The organism is Kosakonia sp. H7A, assembly GCF_003028445.1.
Taxonomy (GTDB): Bacteria; Pseudomonadota; Gammaproteobacteria; order Enterobacterales; family Enterobacteriaceae; genus Kosakonia; species Kosakonia radicincitans.
On record NZ_PYTZ01000010.1, the window covers coordinates 61,186 to 80,063 of the forward strand.

Here is an 18,878-nt window from a genome sequence, read left to right on the forward strand (position 1 = left end):
ATGAAAATCTCCCCCTCCCTGATGTGTATGGATCTGCTCAAGTTTAAAGAACAGATCGAGTTTATCGACAGCCACGCGGACTATTTCCATATCGACATTATGGACGGCCACTTTGTGCCGAACCTGACGCTGTCGCCATTCTTTGTCAGCCAGGTGAAGAAGCTGGCCAGCAAACCGCTGGATTGCCATCTGATGGTGACGCGCCCGCAGGATTATATCGGCCAACTGGCGCGCGCAGGCGCAGACTTTATCACCCTGCACCCGGAAACGATCAACGGCCAGGCGTTTCGCCTGATCGATGAGATCCGCCGCCACGGCATGAAAGTCGGGCTGATCCTCAACCCGGAAACCTCCGTCGAAACGATGAAATACTATATTCATAAGGCGGACAAAGTGACGGTGATGACGGTCGATCCTGGCTTTGCCGGTCAGCCGTTCATTCCGGAAATGCTCGACAAGGTCGCCGAGCTGAAAGCCTGGCGCGAGCGCGAAGGGCTGAGTTATGAAATCGAAATCGACGGCTCCTGCAACCAGGCCACTTATCAGCGTTTGATGGCCGCAGGCGCGGATGTCTTTATCGTCGGCACCTCCGGGTTATTCAACCATGCGGAAAACATCGATGACGCCTGGACGGTAATGACCGAACAGATTCTGGCGGCCAAAAACGAGGTACTGCCTCATGCACGAACCGCATAATCAACTGGTAGCAGGCGTTGATATGGGCGCGACCCATATTCGCTTCTGCCTGCAAACCGCCGCAGGCGAGGTGCTGCATTGTGAAAAGCAGCGCACCGCGGAGGTCATTGCGCACGGCGTGGTAAACGGCATTACTGCGCTTATCCAGGCGCAGCTTGACGCACGTAATGCCCGCTGTTACGGGCTGGTAATGGGCTTTCCTGCGCTGGTCGGCAAAGATAAACGCACCATTATCTCCACGCCCAACTTACCGCTGGCACCTGGTGAACTGAGCGGGCTGGCCAGGCAACTGGAAAATGCGCTGGGCTGCCCGGTGGAGTTTTCCCGTGATGTGAATCTGCAACTCTCTTTTGACGTGCAGGAGCATAACCTCACGCAGCAGCAGGTGTTGGCGGCCTATCTCGGCACCGGCATGGGTTTCGCCATCTGGCTGAACGGTGCACCGTGGACAGGCGCGCACGGCGTGGCGGGCGAACTGGGGCATATTCCGCAGGGAGACAGGCAACTGCGCTGCGGCTGCGGCAATGCGGGTTGTCTGGAAACGGTGTGTTCTGGCCTTGCGCTGCGCCGCTGGTATGAACAGCAGCCGCGGGATTACGATCTTGGCGATCTGTTTATCCATGCAGCACAGGAGCCTTTTGTCGTCGATCTGCTGGATCACGCCGCGCGCGCCATCGCCACCAGCATTAACCTGTTCGATCCCGATGCAGTGATCCTCGGCGGCGGCGTCATGGATATGTCCGCATTTCCGCGTGAAGCGTTGATCGCGGCGATCCGCACCTGGCTGCGCAAACCGTTGCCGTGGGAAGCGGTGCGTTTTCTGGCGGCCTCATCATCAGCGTTTAACGGCGCGCAGGGCGCGGCGACACTGGCCCGCAACCGTTTTACGCCGCAATCCGTCGCAGCGCCTGCGCAAGCTCTGCACGGGTAAAGGGTTTACGCAGCAGTTCCACGTCCGGCAGCGCAGGGTTGTGCGCCGGGCGCAGATCCTGGCCGCTGATGAGCAGCATCGGCAGATGCGGATTCTGCTGGCGCGCCTGGTGAATCACTTCCGCGCCGCTGAGCGCGCCCGGTAGCATTAAATCACTGACCAATGCGCCAATCTCCGTCGAAGCGGCCAGTAGCTGCAACGCCTGCTCACCGGTTTCCGCTTCCAGCGTCAGATAGCCCAGTTCGTGCAACTGTTCGCACAATGTCTGGCGCACATCGGCCTCATCTTCCAGCACCAGAATCAGCGTGTCGCTGCTATCGCGCGCCTGCGCGGCATCCGGTTCGCGGCTTTCCACCGCCTGCACCGTTGCGCGCGGTAGTTGCAGACGCACGGTGGTGCCCTGCCCCGGCGCGCTCTCAATCTCTACCCGCCCGCCGGACTGGCGAACAAAGCCATATACCATCGACAGGCCCAGCCCGCTGCCGCTGCCGGTCTGTTTGGTGGTGAAGAAGGGTTCGAACACCTGTGCTTTGACCTCCTGAGACATACCGCAGCCGCGATCGATCACCTCCAGTGCCACCATATCCTGGCGGCGTCCGTCACTGCGGGTGACGCGCTGGTTCCAGGTGCGGATTTTAATGGTGCCGCTCTCGCCCTCCATCGCATCGCGGGCATTCATCACCAGATTGATGATGGCATTTTCCAGTTGTCCAACATCGATCCACGCGGGCCATGCCGGGCTTTGCGCTTCGATCTCCAGCGCCAGTGTGCCGGGTAACGAATGGCGCATAAGCTCGCCGAGATTCTCCAGCAGCGGTTGCATCTCCACGGCATGAGGATGCAACGACTGCTTGCGGGAAAAGGCCAGCAGCCGCTGGGTCAGTAACGCGCCGCGCTCAGCGGCTTTCAGCGCCCGCGAGATACGCGGCGCATCCGGCGAGCCGGGCGTCACCAGTTCAAGGCTGCCAATAATCACCGCCAGCAGGTTATTGAAATCGTGCGCCAGCCCGCCGGTCAATTGGCCGACTGCTTTCATCTTCTGACTGTGCAGCAGCGCCTCTTCCAGCCCTTTACGCTCCGTGCGATCCAGCACCACGTTAACCATGCCGCGCCCCGGTACCGGGCTAAAACGCAGCTCAATGGTACGATTGTCCGCCAGCCGTAATTCCTGCGGTTTGGGCAGCGGGCGAGCCAGATTCTCCTGTACGTGACCGGGGAGATCGCTCACCTGTTGTAACAGGCTCTGATAGTGCTGGCCGCGCTGCAATGCCTCTGCCGTCAGCCCCAGCAGCAACGGATATTGCGGATTCCACACCACCAGGCAACCCCGGTTATCGAACAGCGCAAAACCATCGCGCATCGCGTGGAAAGTGGTTTCCAGCTGTGTGCTTTTCTCTTTCAACAACTTAGAGGTGTGTTCCAGCGAAGCAGTATTACGGGCAAACACGTTAAACGCACGCGCCAGTTCGCCCAGCTCATCGCGCCGTTGCAGCGCCGGAACCGACACGTCCTGCTCGCCACGCGCCAGCCGCGACATGGCGCGCGAAATGGCCGTCAGATTCGAGCCCAGATTGCGGTAGATATACCATCCGGCAAAGCCGGTGATCACCAGCGCCAGCAGGGCGAAAACGCTGATAAACAGAATGATCGAGCGCATCTCCTGGTGGCTTTGCGCCGTGCGCAGTTCCGACGCCTGCGCGACCTGCGCAACGTACTGGTTGATGTCGCTGTTGAGCAGCGCCACCAGCGCTTTGATATGAAACATCGACCAGCTAATCGCCAGATCGCTCTCTTCCAGCCGGAGCGACAGCGGCCCCAGCTTGCGCAGCTCGGCGCTGAAATCCGGCAGGATAAAATCCACCGTCGGGCTGGCGGCGCGCAGCGGCAATTGCCCCATGATGTCGGAGATCTGTTTGATTGTCGGCCGGGGAGACGGCGTCTGAATGGCGGCGATGATCAGCCGGTCCATCTCGGCGAGCAGGCGGTTATCCGGGATGTTGCTCGCTTCCCGGGCGGTGATCACCTGTAAATGGCGCAAATAACTTTGGTTCTGGTACAGCGAACTGAGCAGCGCATTACGCTCCAGATGCCGCTGTTGTCCGCGTTGCAGCATCACGGTGACGCTTTGCTGCAATTCGTGGCTGCGGCGGGTGATCTGCGCCACCAGTTGCGGTTCCTGCTGCGCCAGCGGCGCGTGGGCAAGCTGGCTGAGCGAGTGTTGCAGCGCGCTCTGCGTCGCTTTCAGGCGTTCGGCTTCGCCCTGATACTCCAGCGCTCCGACCACCTGCGACAACCGCACAGCCGCCGTGGCGACGCTGGCGGTATCGCGCGCCAGATTCATGCTGCCGGTCATGTCGTCCAGCGTCTGCTGCTGCGCCAGTTCCTGAATCTGGCTGGCGTGGCGAAATCCCAGCACTGCCACGCCGCAGACCATTAAAGTTACCGCCACCACCAGTAAATTGAAGAACAGCAGACGCCCGCGAGCGCTGGTGAAAAACGGGTTCGCGCGATACGACATAGTGGCTCCGGTGCAATGTTGATCCTGCCGCAGGACGGCAGGAAACGGTTTCTCCAGGTAACTATGACAAATATGAACAGAACCTGACATTGTGCATTTACTAACGTGTGATGAAGTGCGGATATCGTTCCTCCAAGGAAGCCCGCTGATGAGCAACACGCCCGTACTGGAGATGCGCAACATTGCCAAAGCTTTTGGCAAATTTTACGCCCTCAAAGGGGTCGATCTGACGGTCTGGCCCGGCGAGATCCATGCGCTGATGGGGGAAAACGGCGCGGGGAAAAGCACGCTGATGAAGATTCTCGCCGGGGCGTATAGCGCCACCAGCGGCGAGATCATGATTGACGGCCAGCCTTACGCCATCAAAAGCCCCAAAGATGCGCTCGCTGCCGGTATCACACTGATTTACCAGGAGATGCAGTTAGCGCCGAACCTGACCGTGGCGGAAAACATCTTTCTTGGCAGTGAAATCGCCCGCGGCGGGCTGGTGCAGCGCAAAGAGATGGTGACACAGGCGCAGGCGGTGATTGATCGCCTTGGCGCGAATTTCACCGCCACCGATCGGGTGATGAAGCTGACTATCGCCGAGCAGCAACAGGTGGAGATCGCCCGCGCTTTACACCGCAACAGCCGCATTCTGGTGATGGATGAACCCACCGCCGCCCTCTCCTCACGCGAAACGCATCGTCTGTTCGAACTGATCCTGCGCCTGCGCGATGAAGGGATGGCGATTATCTACATCAGCCATCGCATGGCGGAAGTGTATGAACTCTCCGATCGCGTCAGCGTCCTGCGCGACGGCCAGTATGTCGGCAGCCTGACGCGCGACAAACTCAATGCCTCTGAACTGGTGCGCATGATGGTCGGGCGGCCATTGAGCGACCTGTTTAACAAAGAGCGCGATATCCCACTTGGCAACCCGCGTCTGAGCGTTCAACACCTGACAGACGGCGAGAAAATCCAGCCAGTCAGCTTGCAGGTGCGTGCCGGGGAGATCGTCGGCCTTGCCGGGCTGGTCGGTGCCGGACGATCCGAACTGGCGCAGCTGATCTTCGGCGTACGCAAAGCCACTGGCGGCATGATCGAAGTGGACGGTGAACCAGTGGTGATCCACTCGCCGCGCGCCGCCATCGATTTAGGCATCGGTTTTCTGACGGAGAACCGCAAAGAGCAAGGCCTGTTTCTGGAGCTGGCGGCGCAGGAAAACATCACCATGGCAACGCTGGAGCGCGACGCGGCGTGGGGAATGCTCGATCGCAAAAAAGCGCAGTCGATCTCCGATGACGCCATCAAGTTATTAAATATTCGCGTACCGCACGCGCAGGTGCGGGCGGGCGGCTTATCCGGCGGCAACCAGCAAAAGCTCTTGATCTCCCGCTGGGTGGCGATCGGCCCGCGCATTCTGATCCTTGATGAGCCAACGCGCGGCGTGGATGTCGGTGCCAAAAGCGAGATCTACCGGATCATGAACCAGATGGCGCGCCAAGGCGTGGCGATCCTGATGATCTCCAGCGAGCTGCCGGAAGTGGTCGGCATGAGCGATCGTGTTTATGTGATGCGCGAAGGCAGCATCGTCGGCGAGCTGCAACAACATGAGATTACTCAGGAAAACATTATGACGCTGGCCACCGGCGTTAACGAATCCCACCACCAGGCGGTACACCATGACTGATGCTAAAGAGAACGCAGCGAAAAGCCCTTCCGCCAAAAAGATGTTGATGGGCGATCTGATGCAAACTGTCGGCATTTTGCCGATTCTCATCCTGATCGTCGCGGTTTTTGGCTTTATCGCGCCAAACTTTTTTACCGAAAGCAACCTGCTGAATATTACCCGCCAGGCGTCGATCAACATTGTGCTGGCGGCGGGCATGACTTTCATCATTCTGACCGGCGGTATCGATCTCTCTGTGGGTTCGATTCTCGGCACCACGGCGGTCGCGGCGATGGTGGTTTCGCTGATGCCCGAACTGGCCCTGCTCTCCGTCCCGGCGGCGCTGATGCTCGGCCTGGTGCTCGGCCTGTTTAATGGCGCGCTGGTGGCGTTTGCTGGTTTGCCGCCATTCATTGTCACCCTCGGTACGTATACCGCGCTGCGCGGGGTGGCCTATCTGCTGGCAGACGGCACCACGGTGATTAACTCCGATATCAGTTTTGAGTGGGTCGGCAATAACTATCTTGGCCCGGTGCCGTGGCTGGTGGTGATTGCGCTGGCGGTGATTGTACTGTGCTGGTTTATCCTGCGCCGCACGACGCTGGGCGTTCATATCTACGCGGTGGGCGGCAATATGCAGGCAGCGCGCCTGACCGGCATCAAAGTGTGGCTGGTGCTGCTGTTCGTCTACGGCATGAGCGGCTTGCTCTCCGGCCTTGGCGGCGTGATGAGCGCCTCGCGGCTGTACAGCGCCAACGGCAACCTCGGCACCGGCTATGAGCTGGATGCCATCGCCGCGGTGATCCTTGGCGGCACCAGTTTTGTCGGCGGAATCGGCACCATCACCGGCACGCTGGTTGGCGCGCTGATTATCGCCACCCTTAACAATGGCATGACGCTAATGGGCGTCTCCTACTTCTGGCAATTGGTGATCAAAGGGGCGGTGATCATCATAGCGGTGCTGATCGACAAATACCGTACCCGGCATCATCAGGCAGCATAACAATACCCTACAAAACAGCAACATAAGTGAGGATTACAGCATGCGTCTTAAACCTCTTGTCACGGCGCTCTGCGCCGCTGCTCTGCTGACCAGCGCGCCGTTTGCGCAGGCCAAAGATCTGAAGTCCATTGGCGTTACGGTGGGCGATCTGGCGAACCCCTTCTTCGTGCAGATCACCAAAGGCGCGGAGCTGGAAGCGCGCAAACTGGCGGGCGATAACGTCAAAGTGACGCTGGTCTCCAGCGGTTACGATCTGGGCCAGCAGGTCGCGCAGATCGATAACTTTATTGCCGCCAAAGTGGACATGATCATCCTCAACGCCGCGGATTCCAAAGGCATCGGCCCGGCGGTGAAACGGGCAAAAGAGGCCGGGATTGTGGTGGTGGCGGTTGACGTGGCGGCAGAAGGTGCCGACGCCACCATCACCTCCGATAACACCCAGGCGGGGGAAATGGCCTGTAAGTACATTACCGACCGCCTGAAAGGCAAAGGCAATGTGGTGATCATCAACGGACCGCCGGTCTCTGCGGTGCAAAACCGTGTCGAAGGCTGCCAGACCGAGTTTAAGCGCCACCCGGATATCAAAGTGCTCTCTGATAACCAGAACGCGAAAGGCAGCCGCGAAGGTGGGCTGGAAGTGATGACCTCGCTGCTTGCCGCCAACCCGAAAATCGACGGTGTCTTTGCGATTAACGATCCGACAGCGATCGGTGCCGATCTGGCCGCCAAACAGGCACAGCGTCACGAGTTCTTTATTGTAGGCGTCGATGGCAGCCCGGATGGCGAAGAGGCGCTGAAACGCAAAAACTCGCTGTTTGTCGCCACTCCGGCGCAGGATCCGCAAGTGATGGCCGCCCGCGCGGTGGAGATCGGCTACGACATTCTGCAAGGCAAGCCCGCGCCAACCGCGCCGGTGCTGATCCCGGTGACGATGATCGATAAACAGAACGTCGGCAGCTACAAAGGCTGGACGGTGAAATAGGGTTTTCCCCCCGCTTTTCCGGCGGGGGATCTTCTCTGGAGGTGAAATGAAACGCTCCGCCATTAATGAAATTCTCGGCCACACGCGGCAGTTTTTCTCAATGCACGATGTCCATTTGCCGCCTTTCGCCAGCTTCCCGCCAACCAAATGGCAACAGCTCGATCGTGCGGCGTGGCGTGAAGTGTTCGATCTGAAACTGGGATGGGATGTCACTGCATTTGGCGGCGACGATTTCTTTACCCAGGGATTGACGCTGTTCACTCTGCGTAACGGCTCGCCCAACGGCACGCCGTATGAAAAATGTTATGCGGAAAAGATTATGCACGTGCGCGACGGTCAGCTTACGCCGATGCATTTTCACTGGCGCAAGCGCGAGGACATCATTAATCGCGGCGGCGGTAATCTGATTATTGAGCTGTGGAACGCCGGCGCACATGAAGAGACGATTGCCTCCGACGTTACCGTGGTCATTGATGGCTGTATCCAGACTCATGCGGCAGGCAGCCAGTTGCGCCTCTCACCAGGGGAAAGTATTTGCCTGTCGCCGGGGCTGTATCACAGCTTCTGGGGCGAACCGGGCTTTGGCGATGTGCTGGTTGGTGAAGTGTCGTCGGTGAATGACGATGATCACGACAACCACTTCCTGTACCCCGTTGATCGCTTTAACGCTATTCAGGAAGACGAACCGGCACTGCTGGCGCTGTGTAACGAATATCATCTGTTTCTCGGCTAAAGGAGGAAGCTATGCCTTTGATTTCGCTCGCTGAAGGTCTGACGCACGCCCGTGAACATCACTATGCGCTGGGCGCGTTTAACGTGCTCGACTCGCACTTTTTACGCGCGCTGTTTGCCGCGGCAAAGCAGGAGCGCTCGCCCTTTATCATCAACATCGCCGAAGTCCATTTTAAATATGTCTCGCTGGAATCGCTGGTCGAAGCGGTGAAGTTCGAAGCCGCGCGCCACGACATTCCGGTGGTGCTGAACCTCGATCACGGGCTGCATTTTGAATCGGTCGTGCGCGCGCTGCGCCTCGGTTTTAGCTCGGTGATGTTTGACGGTTCCGTGCTGGAGTATGAAGAAAATATTCGCCAGACGCGGGAAGTGGTGAAGATGTGCCATGCGGTCGGCGTTTCGGTGGAAGCGGAGCTGGGCGCGGTTGGCGGTGATGAAGGCGGCGCGCTGTATGGCCATGCCGACGAAGCCTGTTTTACCGACCCGGCGCGGGCGCGGGATTTTGTTGACCGTACCGGCATCGACACGCTGGCGGTGGCTATCGGCAATGCCCACGGCAAATACAAAGGCGAACCGAAGCTGGATTTTGAGCGCCTGGATGCCATTCGCCAGCAGACCGGTCTGCCGCTGGTGCTGCACGGCGGTTCCGGTATCAGCGATGCGGATTTCCGCCGCGCCATTTCGCTGGGTATCCATAAAATCAATTTCTACACCGGCATGTCACAGGCCGCGCTCGGCGCCATTGAGCAGCGCATGGCAGATCGCCAGCCATTGTACGATGAGTTCGCCCAGCTCCTGCTGAGCGTCGAAGAAGCCATCACCGATACCGTTGCCACACAGATGCGCATTTTCGGCAGCGCGGGGCAACTCTGATGGCGCGCAAGGGCGTTATCGCCGCCGGCAATATGCTGGTCGATCATGTTCACCAGATCGTGCAGTGGCCGGAACGCGGCTGGCTGGCGGAGATCACCCAGAGCGAGCGCTCAACGGGCGGCGCGCCTCTGAATGTGCTGCTGACGCTGGCAAAGCTGCACGTGGGCATGCCGTTGCAGGCGGTGGGATTAGTGGGCGAAGACAGCGATGGCGATTACATTATGGCGATGCTGGATCAGTACCACGTCAATCGCCAGGCGGTGCAGCGCACCCCTTCTGCACCCACCTCAATGTCGCAGGTGATGACCGATCCCTCCGGGCAGCGCACCTTTTTCCACTCGCCCGGCGCGAACCGTCTGCTGGATTTACCGGCGTTTGAGCAGTTGGACGGCAGCATGAAGATTTTCCATCTCGGCTATCTCTTGCTACTTGATAGCCTCGATTTGCCGGACGAAGAGTACGGAACACGCAGCGCGCGGCTGCTGGCGCAGATGCGCGAGCAGGGTTTTCTCACCTCGCTGGATTTGGTGTCACGCAAGGGCGATCCGCGTTACCAGCCGCTGGTGCTGCCGTGCCTGAAGCATCTTGATTTTCTGGTGATTAACGAGCTGGAAGCCGGGGAATTTAGCGGGCTGCCCATGCGCACCGCAACCGATGAACCGCATATTGAGCATATCGCTGCCGCCGCCGCGCAACTGCTGGCCGCCGGTGTGCGCCAGCGGGTAGTGATCCACTGCCCGGAAGGCGCATGGGGCGAAGCGGCAGATCAGGCCGGAGCGTGGATCCCGTCGCGCACGTTAAGCCAGTCGGAGATTATCGGCAGTGTCGGTGCGGGCGATGCTTTTTGCGCCGGTTTTTTATACGGCTGCCACGAAGCCTGGCCGCTGCAAAAGAGCATTCAACTGGCACATGCCTGCGCACGCGCCAGCCTGCTGTGCGCCAATGCGATCGACGGCGCGAAGACGCTGGAGGCATTGCAGCAGGAGATTGGAGATTCGCTGTAGGAGTTTGCCGGAACAAGAGACGATATAGCCAGCGCCAGATAACCTGTTGATTGTCTGGTGTTTGGCCGGATGACGGCTACGCCGCTTTATCGCTGTGCGCAACGTCGGCGGCAAAGACATAGCCGAGGCCGCGCAAGGTTTTTATTAGCGCCGGTTGGTGGGGATTAGCTTCGATTTTGCGGCGTAAGCGCATGATCAACACATCAATGGTGCGATCAAACACTTCCACGCTTTCGCTGTGCGTTAAGGTCAGCAACTGTTCGCGGTTCAGCACCCGACGCGCATTTTGCACCAGCGCCAGCAACAAGCTGTACTCGCCTTGCGTCAGGCCAACCACCTGATGCTGCGGGTTAAACAGCTCGCAGCGCTCAGGGTCAAGATGCCAGCCATTAAAGGTAAAACCGGGCTGCTTTTCCATTGGGATTTCTGCCGCCAGCACGCCGCTGCGCCGCAGTACCGCGTTGACGCGCGCCACCAGCACGCGGGCGTTAAACGGTTTGCCGATATAGTCGTCCGCGCCCATCTCCAGGCCGACCACCACATCCGACTCGCTACCAAGCCCGGTAAGCATCACCACCGGCAGCGACGGACGCTGTTTTTGCAACTGCTGCAACACCCGCAGGCCGTTGATATCCGGCAGCATCATATCGAGCAGCACCAGCGCGATATCCGCATGCTGCGCGCTGAGCGTCAGCGCATCCCGCCCGTTATGGCAGACGTAAACCGTAAAGACATGCTCGCTCAGCACCTCTTTCAACAGTTCGCACACCGCGCTATCGTCATCCACCACCAGAATTGCAGGTTTCATTGTCCGCTTCCGCCAGGCCCGTTTGGGTAAGTCTGATCCATTCTGTTGGCGGTCATTTATAAATGCAGCGACTAAATGCCGAATTTTTAACCGTGGTCACATCCCCCTCGCTCTTCGTCACGTCACTTTTGACGATGGCCTGTTTTTCGTCAGTATTTTGCGCAAATTTCCGGCGTAACATCGGTAAATACCCCCAATATTGTTATGGCATAGAAGATGCATAGTGGGGGCGACACTGTTAACTGGAGCGAAAGTGATGAAAAAAGTCGTCACGGTTTGCCCGTATTGCGCCTCGGGATGCAAAATCCATCTGGTGGTCGATAACGGCAAAATCGTTCGGGCGGAAGCCGCACAGGGCAAAACCAATCAGGGCACTCTCTGCCTGAAAGGTTATTACGGCTGGGATTTTATCAACGATACCCAGATCCTGACGCCCCGGCTTAAAAGCCCGATGATCCGTCGCCAGCGCGGCGGAAAACTGGAGTCGGTCTCCTGGGATGAAGCGCTCGATTATGTCGCCAGCCGTTTACGCGCCATTAAAGAGAAGTACGGCCCGGATGCCATTCAGACCACTGGTTCTTCCCGTGGTACGGGTAATGAAACCAACTACATAATGCAAAAATTCGCGCGCGCCGTTATTGGTACCAATAACGTCGACTGCTGCGCTCGTGTCTGACACGGCCCTTCGGTTGCAGGTCTGCACCAATCGGTCGGCAATGGCGCGATGAGTAATGCCATTAATGAAATCGATAACACGGATTTAGTGTTTATCTTTGGGTACAACCCGGCGGATTCTCACCCTATCGTCGCCAATCATGTGATTCGGGCGAAACAGAATGGGGCGAAAATCATCGTCTGCGATCCGCGCAAAATTGAAACCGCGCGCATTGCCGACATGCACGTCGCACTGAAAAACGGATCCAACATCGCCCTGCTTAACGCCATGGGCCATGTGATCATTGAAGAGAACCTCTACGACCAGGCGTTTGTCGCCAACCGGACGGAAGGGTTTGAAGAGTACCGGAAGATTGTCGAGGGCTACACTCCGGAATCGGTCGAGGAGATCACCGGCGTCAGCGCGCAGGAGATCCGCCAGGCCGCCCGTATGTACGCCGGGGCGAAAACTGCAGCCATTCTGTGGGGCATGGGCGTGACCCAGTTCTATCAGGGCGTGGAAACGGTACGTTCGCTCACCAGTCTTGCCATGCTGACCGGCAACCTGGGTAAACCGCATGTTGGGGTCAACCCGGTACGCGGTCAGAACAACGTGCAGGGCGCGTGCGATATGGGCGCGCTGCCGGATACCTACCCCGGCTATCAGTATGTGAAAGAAGAGGCGCACCGCGAGAAATTCGCCAAAGCGTGGGGCGTGGAAAGCCTGCCAGCGCATACCGGTTATCGCATTAGCGAACTACCGCATCGCGTTGAGCATGGCGAAGTGCGCGCCGCGTACATTATGGGTGAAGATCCGCTGCAAACGGATGCCGAACTGTCGGCAGTTCGTAAGGCATTTGAAGGGCTTGAACTGGTGATTGTGCAGGATATTTTCATGACCAAAACCGCAGCCGCGGCGGATGTCATCCTGCCTTCCACCTCCTGGGGCGAGCACGAAGGCGTTTATACCGCAGCAGATCGCGGTTTCCAGCGCTTCTTCAAAGCGGTTGAACCAAAGTGGGATCTGAAAACGGACTGGCAAATCATCAGTGAAATCGCCACCCGTATGGGTTATCCGATGCATTACAACAACACGCAGGAGATCTGGGACGAGTTGCGTCATTTATGCCCCGATTTCTACGGCGCCACCTACGAAAAAATGGGTGAGCTGGGCTACATCCAGTGGCCGTGTCGCGATACGTCGGAGGCCGATCAGGGCACCTCTTATCTCTTTAAAGAGAAGTTCGACACGCCGAACGGGCTGGCGAAATTCTTCACCTGCGACTGGGTCGCGCCGATGGATAAACTCACCGACGAGTATCCGATGGTGCTCTCCACCGTGCGTGAAGTGGGCCATTACTCTTGCCGTTCAATGACCGGCAACTGTGCGGCGCTGGCCGCGCTGGCGGATGAACCAGGCTATGCGCAAATCAACGCCGACGACGCCGCAAGGCTGGGCATTGAGGATGAAGCGCTGGTGTGGGTTAACTCGCGTAAAGGCAAAATCATCACCCGTGCGCAGGTCAGCGAACGCCCGAACAAAGGTGCGGTGTATATGACCTACCAGTGGTGGATTGGCGCCTGTAACGAGCTGGTGACGGAGAACTTAAGCCCGATAACCAAAACGCCGGAGTACAAGTACTGCGCCGTGCGCATCGAGCCGATCGCCGATCAGCGCGCCGCCGAGCAGTATGTGATCGACGAATATAACAAGCTGAAAACCCGGCTGCGCGAAAGCGCGATGGGCTGATAGCCGCGTTTGTCGAAGTCAAAGCGGAGTGATCTTCACTCCGCTTTTTTATTTATCTTCCGTTAGTCACGCCACGAGTGGACAGCGCCGCAATCAACTTCCTGAAAAATCATCATTATTAACGAACTGAAACACAGTTCTTCTGTCATCTGCTGGCATGTTTACCTATAACTAACAGGTAAATGTGCTCATTGATGATTGCCGCGAAACCCCATGCCTCCTGTTAAAAAACACCGTAGAGAAGATCACCCCAGTTCCTCATTTAACCTGAACAGGTATCACCTGCTTTCTCTTGTGATTCTGGTGTTTTTAGCACTCCTGCTGGCACGCGTTGCCGACCTGCAACTGCTCAATCACCCGATGCTGGAGCATGAAGCCGATCAGCGCTCATTACGCACCATTACGCTACCGACCAACCGCGGCACGCTGGTGGATCGTGACGGCCAGGCGTTAGCCCTGAGTGTTCCCTCGCGCGACATCATTGCCGATCCGAAACGCATTCTCGAGGCGAATCCTGATTTTACCAGCCCGAAGTGGGCTTACCTCGCCGCAGCGCTCAATGTCAGCCCGCAAGCCCTGCGGGCGCAGCTTACAGCGAATCCCACGAAGCACTTCCTCTACCTGGGCCGAAAAATCGAACTGGGTATCGCCAAAGATATTGCCGCGCTGCATCTGAAAGGGATCACGACCGAATATGACGACAGCCGCTTTTATCCTATGGGAGAAGCTGCCGCGCCGCTTTTAGGCATCGTGGGCGCCGATAACACGGGGCTGAATGGGCTGGAGAAAAGTTATAACACCATTCTTGAAGGCAAACCGGGCCAGGAAGAGTACCGCCAGGACGGTGACGGCCACCTGATTTCCGTGGTCAATTACGAACCGCCGCAGCAACCGCCAACCGTTCAGCTCAGCATCGACAAGTTCGATCAATACACACTTTACAGCGCATTACGTGATGGCGTGCTGCTCAACAAGGCGGATTCAGGTGCGGCTGTGCTGGTGAAAATCGACACCGGCGAGATTCTGGGAATGGCGTCTTACCCTTCGTTTAATCCCAACAATTACGAAAGCGCCACCCCGATGCAAATGCGCAACACGGCCATTAACGATAGCTATGAACCGGGTTCAACCGTGAAACCGCTGGTGGTTCTCGAAGGGCTGGAGCGCCATTTAATCCAGCCGAACTCGGTTCTTGATACCTCGCCTTACGTCGTCAACGGGCATTTGATACGGGATGTCGGGCACTGGCCGCGCCTGACGATAACCGGCATTTTGCAGAAATCGAGCGATACGGGCGCGTCCCACATTGCGCTTGCCATGCCAGCTCAGGCGCTGGTGAATACCTACCAGGCGTTTGGCCTCGGCAAACCTACCGGGCTGGGCTTAACGGGCGAGAGTGTGGGTTACTTTCCCTTACACCGCCAGCGCTGGGCCGATATTGAACGCGCAACGTTCTCTTTTGGCTACGGCCTGCGCGTAACCCCGCTGCAGATCGCACGGGAATATGCGACGCTGGGCTCGTTCGGTATCTATCGCCCTCTTTCCATCACCAAAGTCACGCCGCCGGTGATGGGCGTCAGAGTGGCGAATCCGGCCACCGCGAAAACCGTCGTGTATATGATGGAAAGCGATGTTTTACCCGGCGGCTCAGGTTTACGCGCGGCAGTACCGGGCTATCAGCTCGCCACCAAAACCGGTACGGCGGAAAAAATGGGTACCGACGGGAAGTACGATGGCGGCTACGTCAACTACACCGCAGGCGTTGCCCCGGCCAGCCACCCGGAAGTGGCGCTGGTGGTGATGGTTAACCATCCGACAGTGGGCGATCACTTTGGTGGCTCGGTCGCAGCGCCGATTTTCGGCAAAATCATCGGCCCGGTACTGAAACATATGAACATCGCGCCTGATGCCATCAGCAATAAACCCTCCGTAAATGCATCCTGATGCCGGGAGGCTCACGCCGCATGGGGATGTTGATGGCGGTGTCACGATGGGGCGTAATGTCTGACAGGTGTGGCAAACCGCCCGGTAGTGTAATGTCATCAACAGAATCCCCTGATAATGAGAGCGCAGGTGTTGAACTCCACGGAAGCAGAATTACCGGTCAGCCAGCAGAACCACAACATTGCGCGTCTCGCGACAGCACAGGCGCTGGCTGGCGCTAACTCGGTCGTCTTTTACGCCACCGGCGCGATAGTCGGTAATACCCTCGCGCCGAGCAGCACGCTGGCAACACTGCCCGTCACAGTTTTTGTTCTGGGGATGGCGGCCTGCATTCTGCCGTTTGGCGCGCTGGCTCGCCGTCGTGGCAGGCGGGCTGCCTTTATGACCGGTACTGGCGCAGGCGTGTTGACCGGGCTGCTGGCCTCGCTGGCGGTCGTGCTCGGTTCCTTTTCCCTGTTCTGCCTGGCGGCTTTTTTCGGCGGCGCGTACGCGGCTGTTGCGCTCTCGTTTCGCTTTGCCGCCACCGATGGCGTGGGCAGTGAACGACGGGCGCGCGCGTTATCGCTGGTGATGGGCGGCGGCGTCGTAGCGGGCGTACTTGGCCCGATGCTGGTCACCGGCACCATGAATGCCTGGCCGGAGCATACTTTTGCCGTTACCTTTCTCGCGCAGGCAGCGGTCGCGGCGCTTGCCGCAACGGTACTGCTCGGCGTCAAATCCCCTGCCGTTGTCGCTCACGCGCAGCACGGCGGCCGCCCACTTCATGAAATAGCCCGCCTGCCGGGCTTTCGTCGCACCGTGTTTGGCGGCGCGGTGGCCTATATGGTGATGAACTTCCTGATGACTGCCGCGCCGCTGTCGATGCATCAGCACGGCCTTTCTCAGCAGGCAGCGAATCTGGGCATTCAGTGGCATGTGATTGCGATGTACGGGCCGGGCTTTTTTACCGGCAAACTGATTCAGCGCTTTGGCGCCAGCCGCATTGGCGCTGCGGGATTATTGATCACCGCCCTCTCCGTGCTCGCCGGTCTGCTCGGTACTGACATCCTGCATTACTGGCTGTCGCTGATCCTGCTTGGCATCGGCTGGAACTTTGGTTTTACCGGCGCTTCGGCGAAGATCATTGAGTTTCACCGCCCGGAAGAGAAAACCCGCGTCCAGTCACTGAATGACTTTATTGTCTTTGGCGTGATGATTGTCGGCTCTTTCTCCTCCGGCGCACTACTTAATGCCTTCGGCTGGAATGCGGTGCTGTGGGGATCGCTGGTGCCGGTGGTGGCGGGTTTTCTGGCGATGATGGGCAAAAGCCACACGGTAAAGGGATAAAAAAATCCCTCCGTGAAGGAGGGATTGAGCAGTTTACTGACCGGCTGTTTTATCAAATTTGCCCAGCATTTCGCGCTCGTAGGCCAGCGCTTTTTTGCGGTCGAATTTGTGTTCCCACTTGGCAATGACCAGCACCGCCAGCGCATTCCCCACCACGTTCAGCGCGGTACGCGCCATATCGAGGATACGGTCAACACCGGCGATAAAGGCCAGCCCTTCCAGCGGAATACCGACGCTGCCCAGCGTCGCCAGCAATACCACGAAGGAGACGCCCGGAACGCCCGCGATGCCTTTTGAGGTCACCATCAGCGTCAGCACGAGGATAATCTCCTGCCACAGCGACAGATCGATACCGTACAACTGCGCAATAAAGATGGCGGCAATACTCTGGTACAGCGTTGAACCGTCGAGGTTAAAGGAGTAACCGGTCGGCACCACGAAGCTGGTAATGGAAGCAGGCGCGCCGTAGGCTTCCATTTTTTCGATAATACGCGGCAGCACGCTCTCTGAACTGGCGGTTGAGTAGGCCAGAATCAGCTCATCTTTCAGGATGCGGATCAGGATCCAGATGCTCAGCCCGCAGATGCGCGCCACAATGCCCAGCACCACCAGCGCGAAGAACAGGATCGCGAAGTAAACCAGAATCACCAGCTTCGCCAGCGGCCACAGCGAGGCAAAACCGAAGTTCGCCACCGTTACCGAGATCAGCGCGAACACGCCGACCGGCGCATAGCGCATCACCATATGGGTGACTTTAAACATGGTTTCGGAAATAGAACGGAACACGGTCACCAGCGGCTCGCGGTGCGATGCCGGCAGCGATGACAGCCCCAGGCCAAACAGCACCGAGAAGAAGATGATCGGCAGCATATCGCCCTTCGCCATCGACGCGATGATATTGGTCGGCACCAGCGACAGAATCGTCCCCATCAGGCCGTGGGCGTGGCTTTGCACATCCGCGGTGGTGCTTTGGTATTTCGAAATATCCACCGTGGCCAGCTGCGACATATCGATTCCCGCCCCCGGCTGGAACACATTCGCCAGCGTAATACCGAGCACGATCGCAACCGTAGTGATCACTTCGAAATAGATGATGGTTTTCGCGCCAATACGGCCAAGCTGTTTCGCGTCGCCCACACCAGCAATCCCGACAATCAACGTCGAGATAACAATCGGCACCACGATCATTTTGATCAGATGAATAAAGATATCGCCCGCAGGAGACAGGAGATTCGCAATCAGCCATTCGCGGCTGTCGCTGTGATAATGCAGGTAACTACCCAGAAGAATACCCAGCACAAGGGCTAGCAGAATCTGCCAGGCCAGGCTGATTTTCATGTTTTTCATAACTACAGACTTCCTCAATGAAGCGCCATTCCATGCTCGGGAACGACACATACTGAAAGGGTATGATTAACGTCGCACGGTATTGCGGGGTTTTTTAACGCGCATTATCAGTATCATTTGCAGGGTGTAACGCGCAACCCTATACCGGGAGGGGGTTTGACTGATTTTTTAGCTAAAAGCCGTCTTTTATTTCAGTTATTAATAATAAGTATTTGTTATACAAAAAATTTCAATCTGCTGAATTCCAATATTTCCGTCAGGAAATTATTCCGCAAAATTTGTTCATTTGCGTATTTTTTAATCATTAGAAATGTCGCAGGGGTCGCTTCATACCGGAAATTTCGTCTGCTATTTGTCATTAACTCAGTGAATAGTACCTGTTAAAAATAATTAAGACGCTATTGGTTCCGCAATGTATTTTCAGCAGGTTGCCATAGCGCATTATTCTGCAACGCTATTAAGTGTAATCGAACCGTCACATTCCATAACCTGCTGTTATGAGTCATTTTTCTTCTTCCTGCCGCTATTTTTCATTTCTGCATTACACCAGCGCATTTATTTTGCTGCTTTTTTACTGAATCTCATCAATGCGTGATCTATCGCTCAAATAGTAAACAAAGCTTGTAAAGGCCCTACAATTAACGTTCTTGTGACATATT

14 protein-coding genes are annotated in these 18,878 nt (G+C 57.5%); 11 read left to right on the plus strand and 3 right to left on the minus strand.

The window, feature by feature from the left end:
• Window positions 1-696 carry a D-allulose 6-phosphate 3-epimerase gene (gene alsE, locus CWM66_RS23895; RefSeq protein ID WP_007372511.1) on the plus strand — a complete coding sequence of 232 codons (696 nt, stop codon included), beginning with the start codon at window positions 1-3 and terminating at the stop codon, window positions 694-696.
• A complete protein-coding gene (gene alsK / locus CWM66_RS23900) occupies window positions 680-1,627 on the plus strand; it encodes an allose kinase (protein ID WP_071920054.1) in 948 nt (315 codons plus the stop codon). Before alsE ends, alsK begins: the two co-directional genes overlap by 17 nt.
• Here alsK and CWM66_RS23905 read toward each other — a convergent pair.
• A complete protein-coding gene (locus CWM66_RS23905) occupies window positions 1,581-4,145 on the minus strand; it encodes an ATP-binding protein (RefSeq protein WP_107147396.1) in 2,565 nt (854 codons plus the stop codon). The two genes, alsK and CWM66_RS23905, sit on opposite strands and share 47 nt — an antisense overlap.
• 148 nt (window positions 4,146-4,293) lie before the next feature.
• On the opposite strand from CWM66_RS23905, the gene CWM66_RS23910 reads away from it, so the two are divergent.
• The 6 genes from CWM66_RS23910 to CWM66_RS23935 are packed head-to-tail and all read left to right on the plus strand — an operon-like array spanning window position 4,294 to window position 10,390.
• Window positions 4,294-5,817: a sugar ABC transporter ATP-binding protein gene (locus CWM66_RS23910; protein WP_107147397.1), complete on the plus strand. Its 1,524-nt coding sequence runs from the start codon at window positions 4,294-4,296 to the stop codon at window positions 5,815-5,817.
• Window positions 5,810-6,799 (plus strand): ribose ABC transporter permease, encoded by a 990-nt coding sequence (locus tag CWM66_RS23915; RefSeq protein WP_007372507.1) that lies wholly within the window; start codon window positions 5,810-5,812, stop codon window positions 6,797-6,799. The genes CWM66_RS23910 and CWM66_RS23915 overlap by 8 nt, the downstream gene beginning before the upstream one ends.
• 40 nt (window positions 6,800-6,839) lie before the next feature.
• Entirely contained in the window at window positions 6,840-7,781 is a 942-nt protein-coding gene (locus tag CWM66_RS23920) for an ABC transporter substrate-binding protein (protein ID WP_007372506.1), read from the plus strand.
• Between the two features lie 46 nt (window positions 7,782-7,827).
• A complete protein-coding gene (locus tag CWM66_RS23925) occupies window positions 7,828-8,514 on the plus strand; it encodes a D-lyxose/D-mannose family sugar isomerase (RefSeq protein ID WP_007372505.1) in 687 nt (228 codons plus the stop codon).
• Window positions 8,515-8,525: 11 nt separating this feature from the next.
• Window positions 8,526-9,386: a ketose 1,6-bisphosphate aldolase gene (locus CWM66_RS23930; RefSeq protein WP_007372504.1), complete on the plus strand. Its 861-nt coding sequence runs from the start codon at window positions 8,526-8,528 to the stop codon at window positions 9,384-9,386.
• The gene (locus CWM66_RS23935) at window positions 9,386-10,390 is read left to right on the plus strand and encodes a carbohydrate kinase family protein (protein ID WP_107147399.1); all 1,005 of its coding nucleotides are present in this window, start codon (window positions 9,386-9,388) and stop codon (window positions 10,388-10,390) included. The genes CWM66_RS23930 and CWM66_RS23935 overlap by 1 nt, the downstream gene beginning before the upstream one ends.
• A 76-nt stretch (window positions 10,391-10,466) precedes the next feature.
• Here the strand turns inward: CWM66_RS23935 and CWM66_RS23940 are convergent, their stop codons facing one another.
• Window positions 10,467-11,198 carry a response regulator gene (locus CWM66_RS23940; RefSeq protein WP_007372502.1) on the minus strand — a complete coding sequence of 244 codons (732 nt, stop codon included), beginning with the start codon at window positions 11,196-11,198 and terminating at the stop codon, window positions 10,467-10,469.
• 256 nt (window positions 11,199-11,454) lie between these two features.
• On the opposite strand from CWM66_RS23940, the gene fdhF reads away from it, so the two are divergent.
• The 3 genes from fdhF to CWM66_RS23955 all read left to right on the plus strand — a co-directional run bounded on the left by fdhF (window position 11,455) and on the right by CWM66_RS23955 (window position 16,872).
• Complete coding sequence (gene fdhF / locus CWM66_RS23945) at window positions 11,455-13,602, plus strand: formate dehydrogenase subunit alpha (RefSeq protein ID WP_107147400.1); 2,148 nt, start codon at window positions 11,455-11,457, stop codon at window positions 13,600-13,602.
• Window positions 13,603-13,815: 213 nt separating this feature from the next.
• Window positions 13,816-15,546 (plus strand): penicillin-binding transpeptidase domain-containing protein, encoded by a 1,731-nt coding sequence (locus CWM66_RS23950; RefSeq protein WP_064568766.1) that lies wholly within the window; start codon window positions 13,816-13,818, stop codon window positions 15,544-15,546.
• 117 nt (window positions 15,547-15,663) lie between these two features.
• On the plus strand, window positions 15,664-16,872 hold the full coding sequence (locus tag CWM66_RS23955; protein WP_071920047.1) for an MFS transporter: 1,209 nt from the start codon (window positions 15,664-15,666) through the stop codon (window positions 16,870-16,872).
• Window positions 16,873-16,905: 33 nt separating this feature from the next.
• Here the strand turns inward: CWM66_RS23955 and gltP are convergent, their stop codons facing one another.
• Window positions 16,906-18,219: a glutamate/aspartate:proton symporter GltP gene (gltP, locus tag CWM66_RS23960; protein ID WP_007372496.1), complete on the minus strand. Its 1,314-nt coding sequence runs from the start codon at window positions 18,217-18,219 to the stop codon at window positions 16,906-16,908.
• Between the last annotated feature and the right edge of the window lie 659 nt (window positions 18,220-18,878).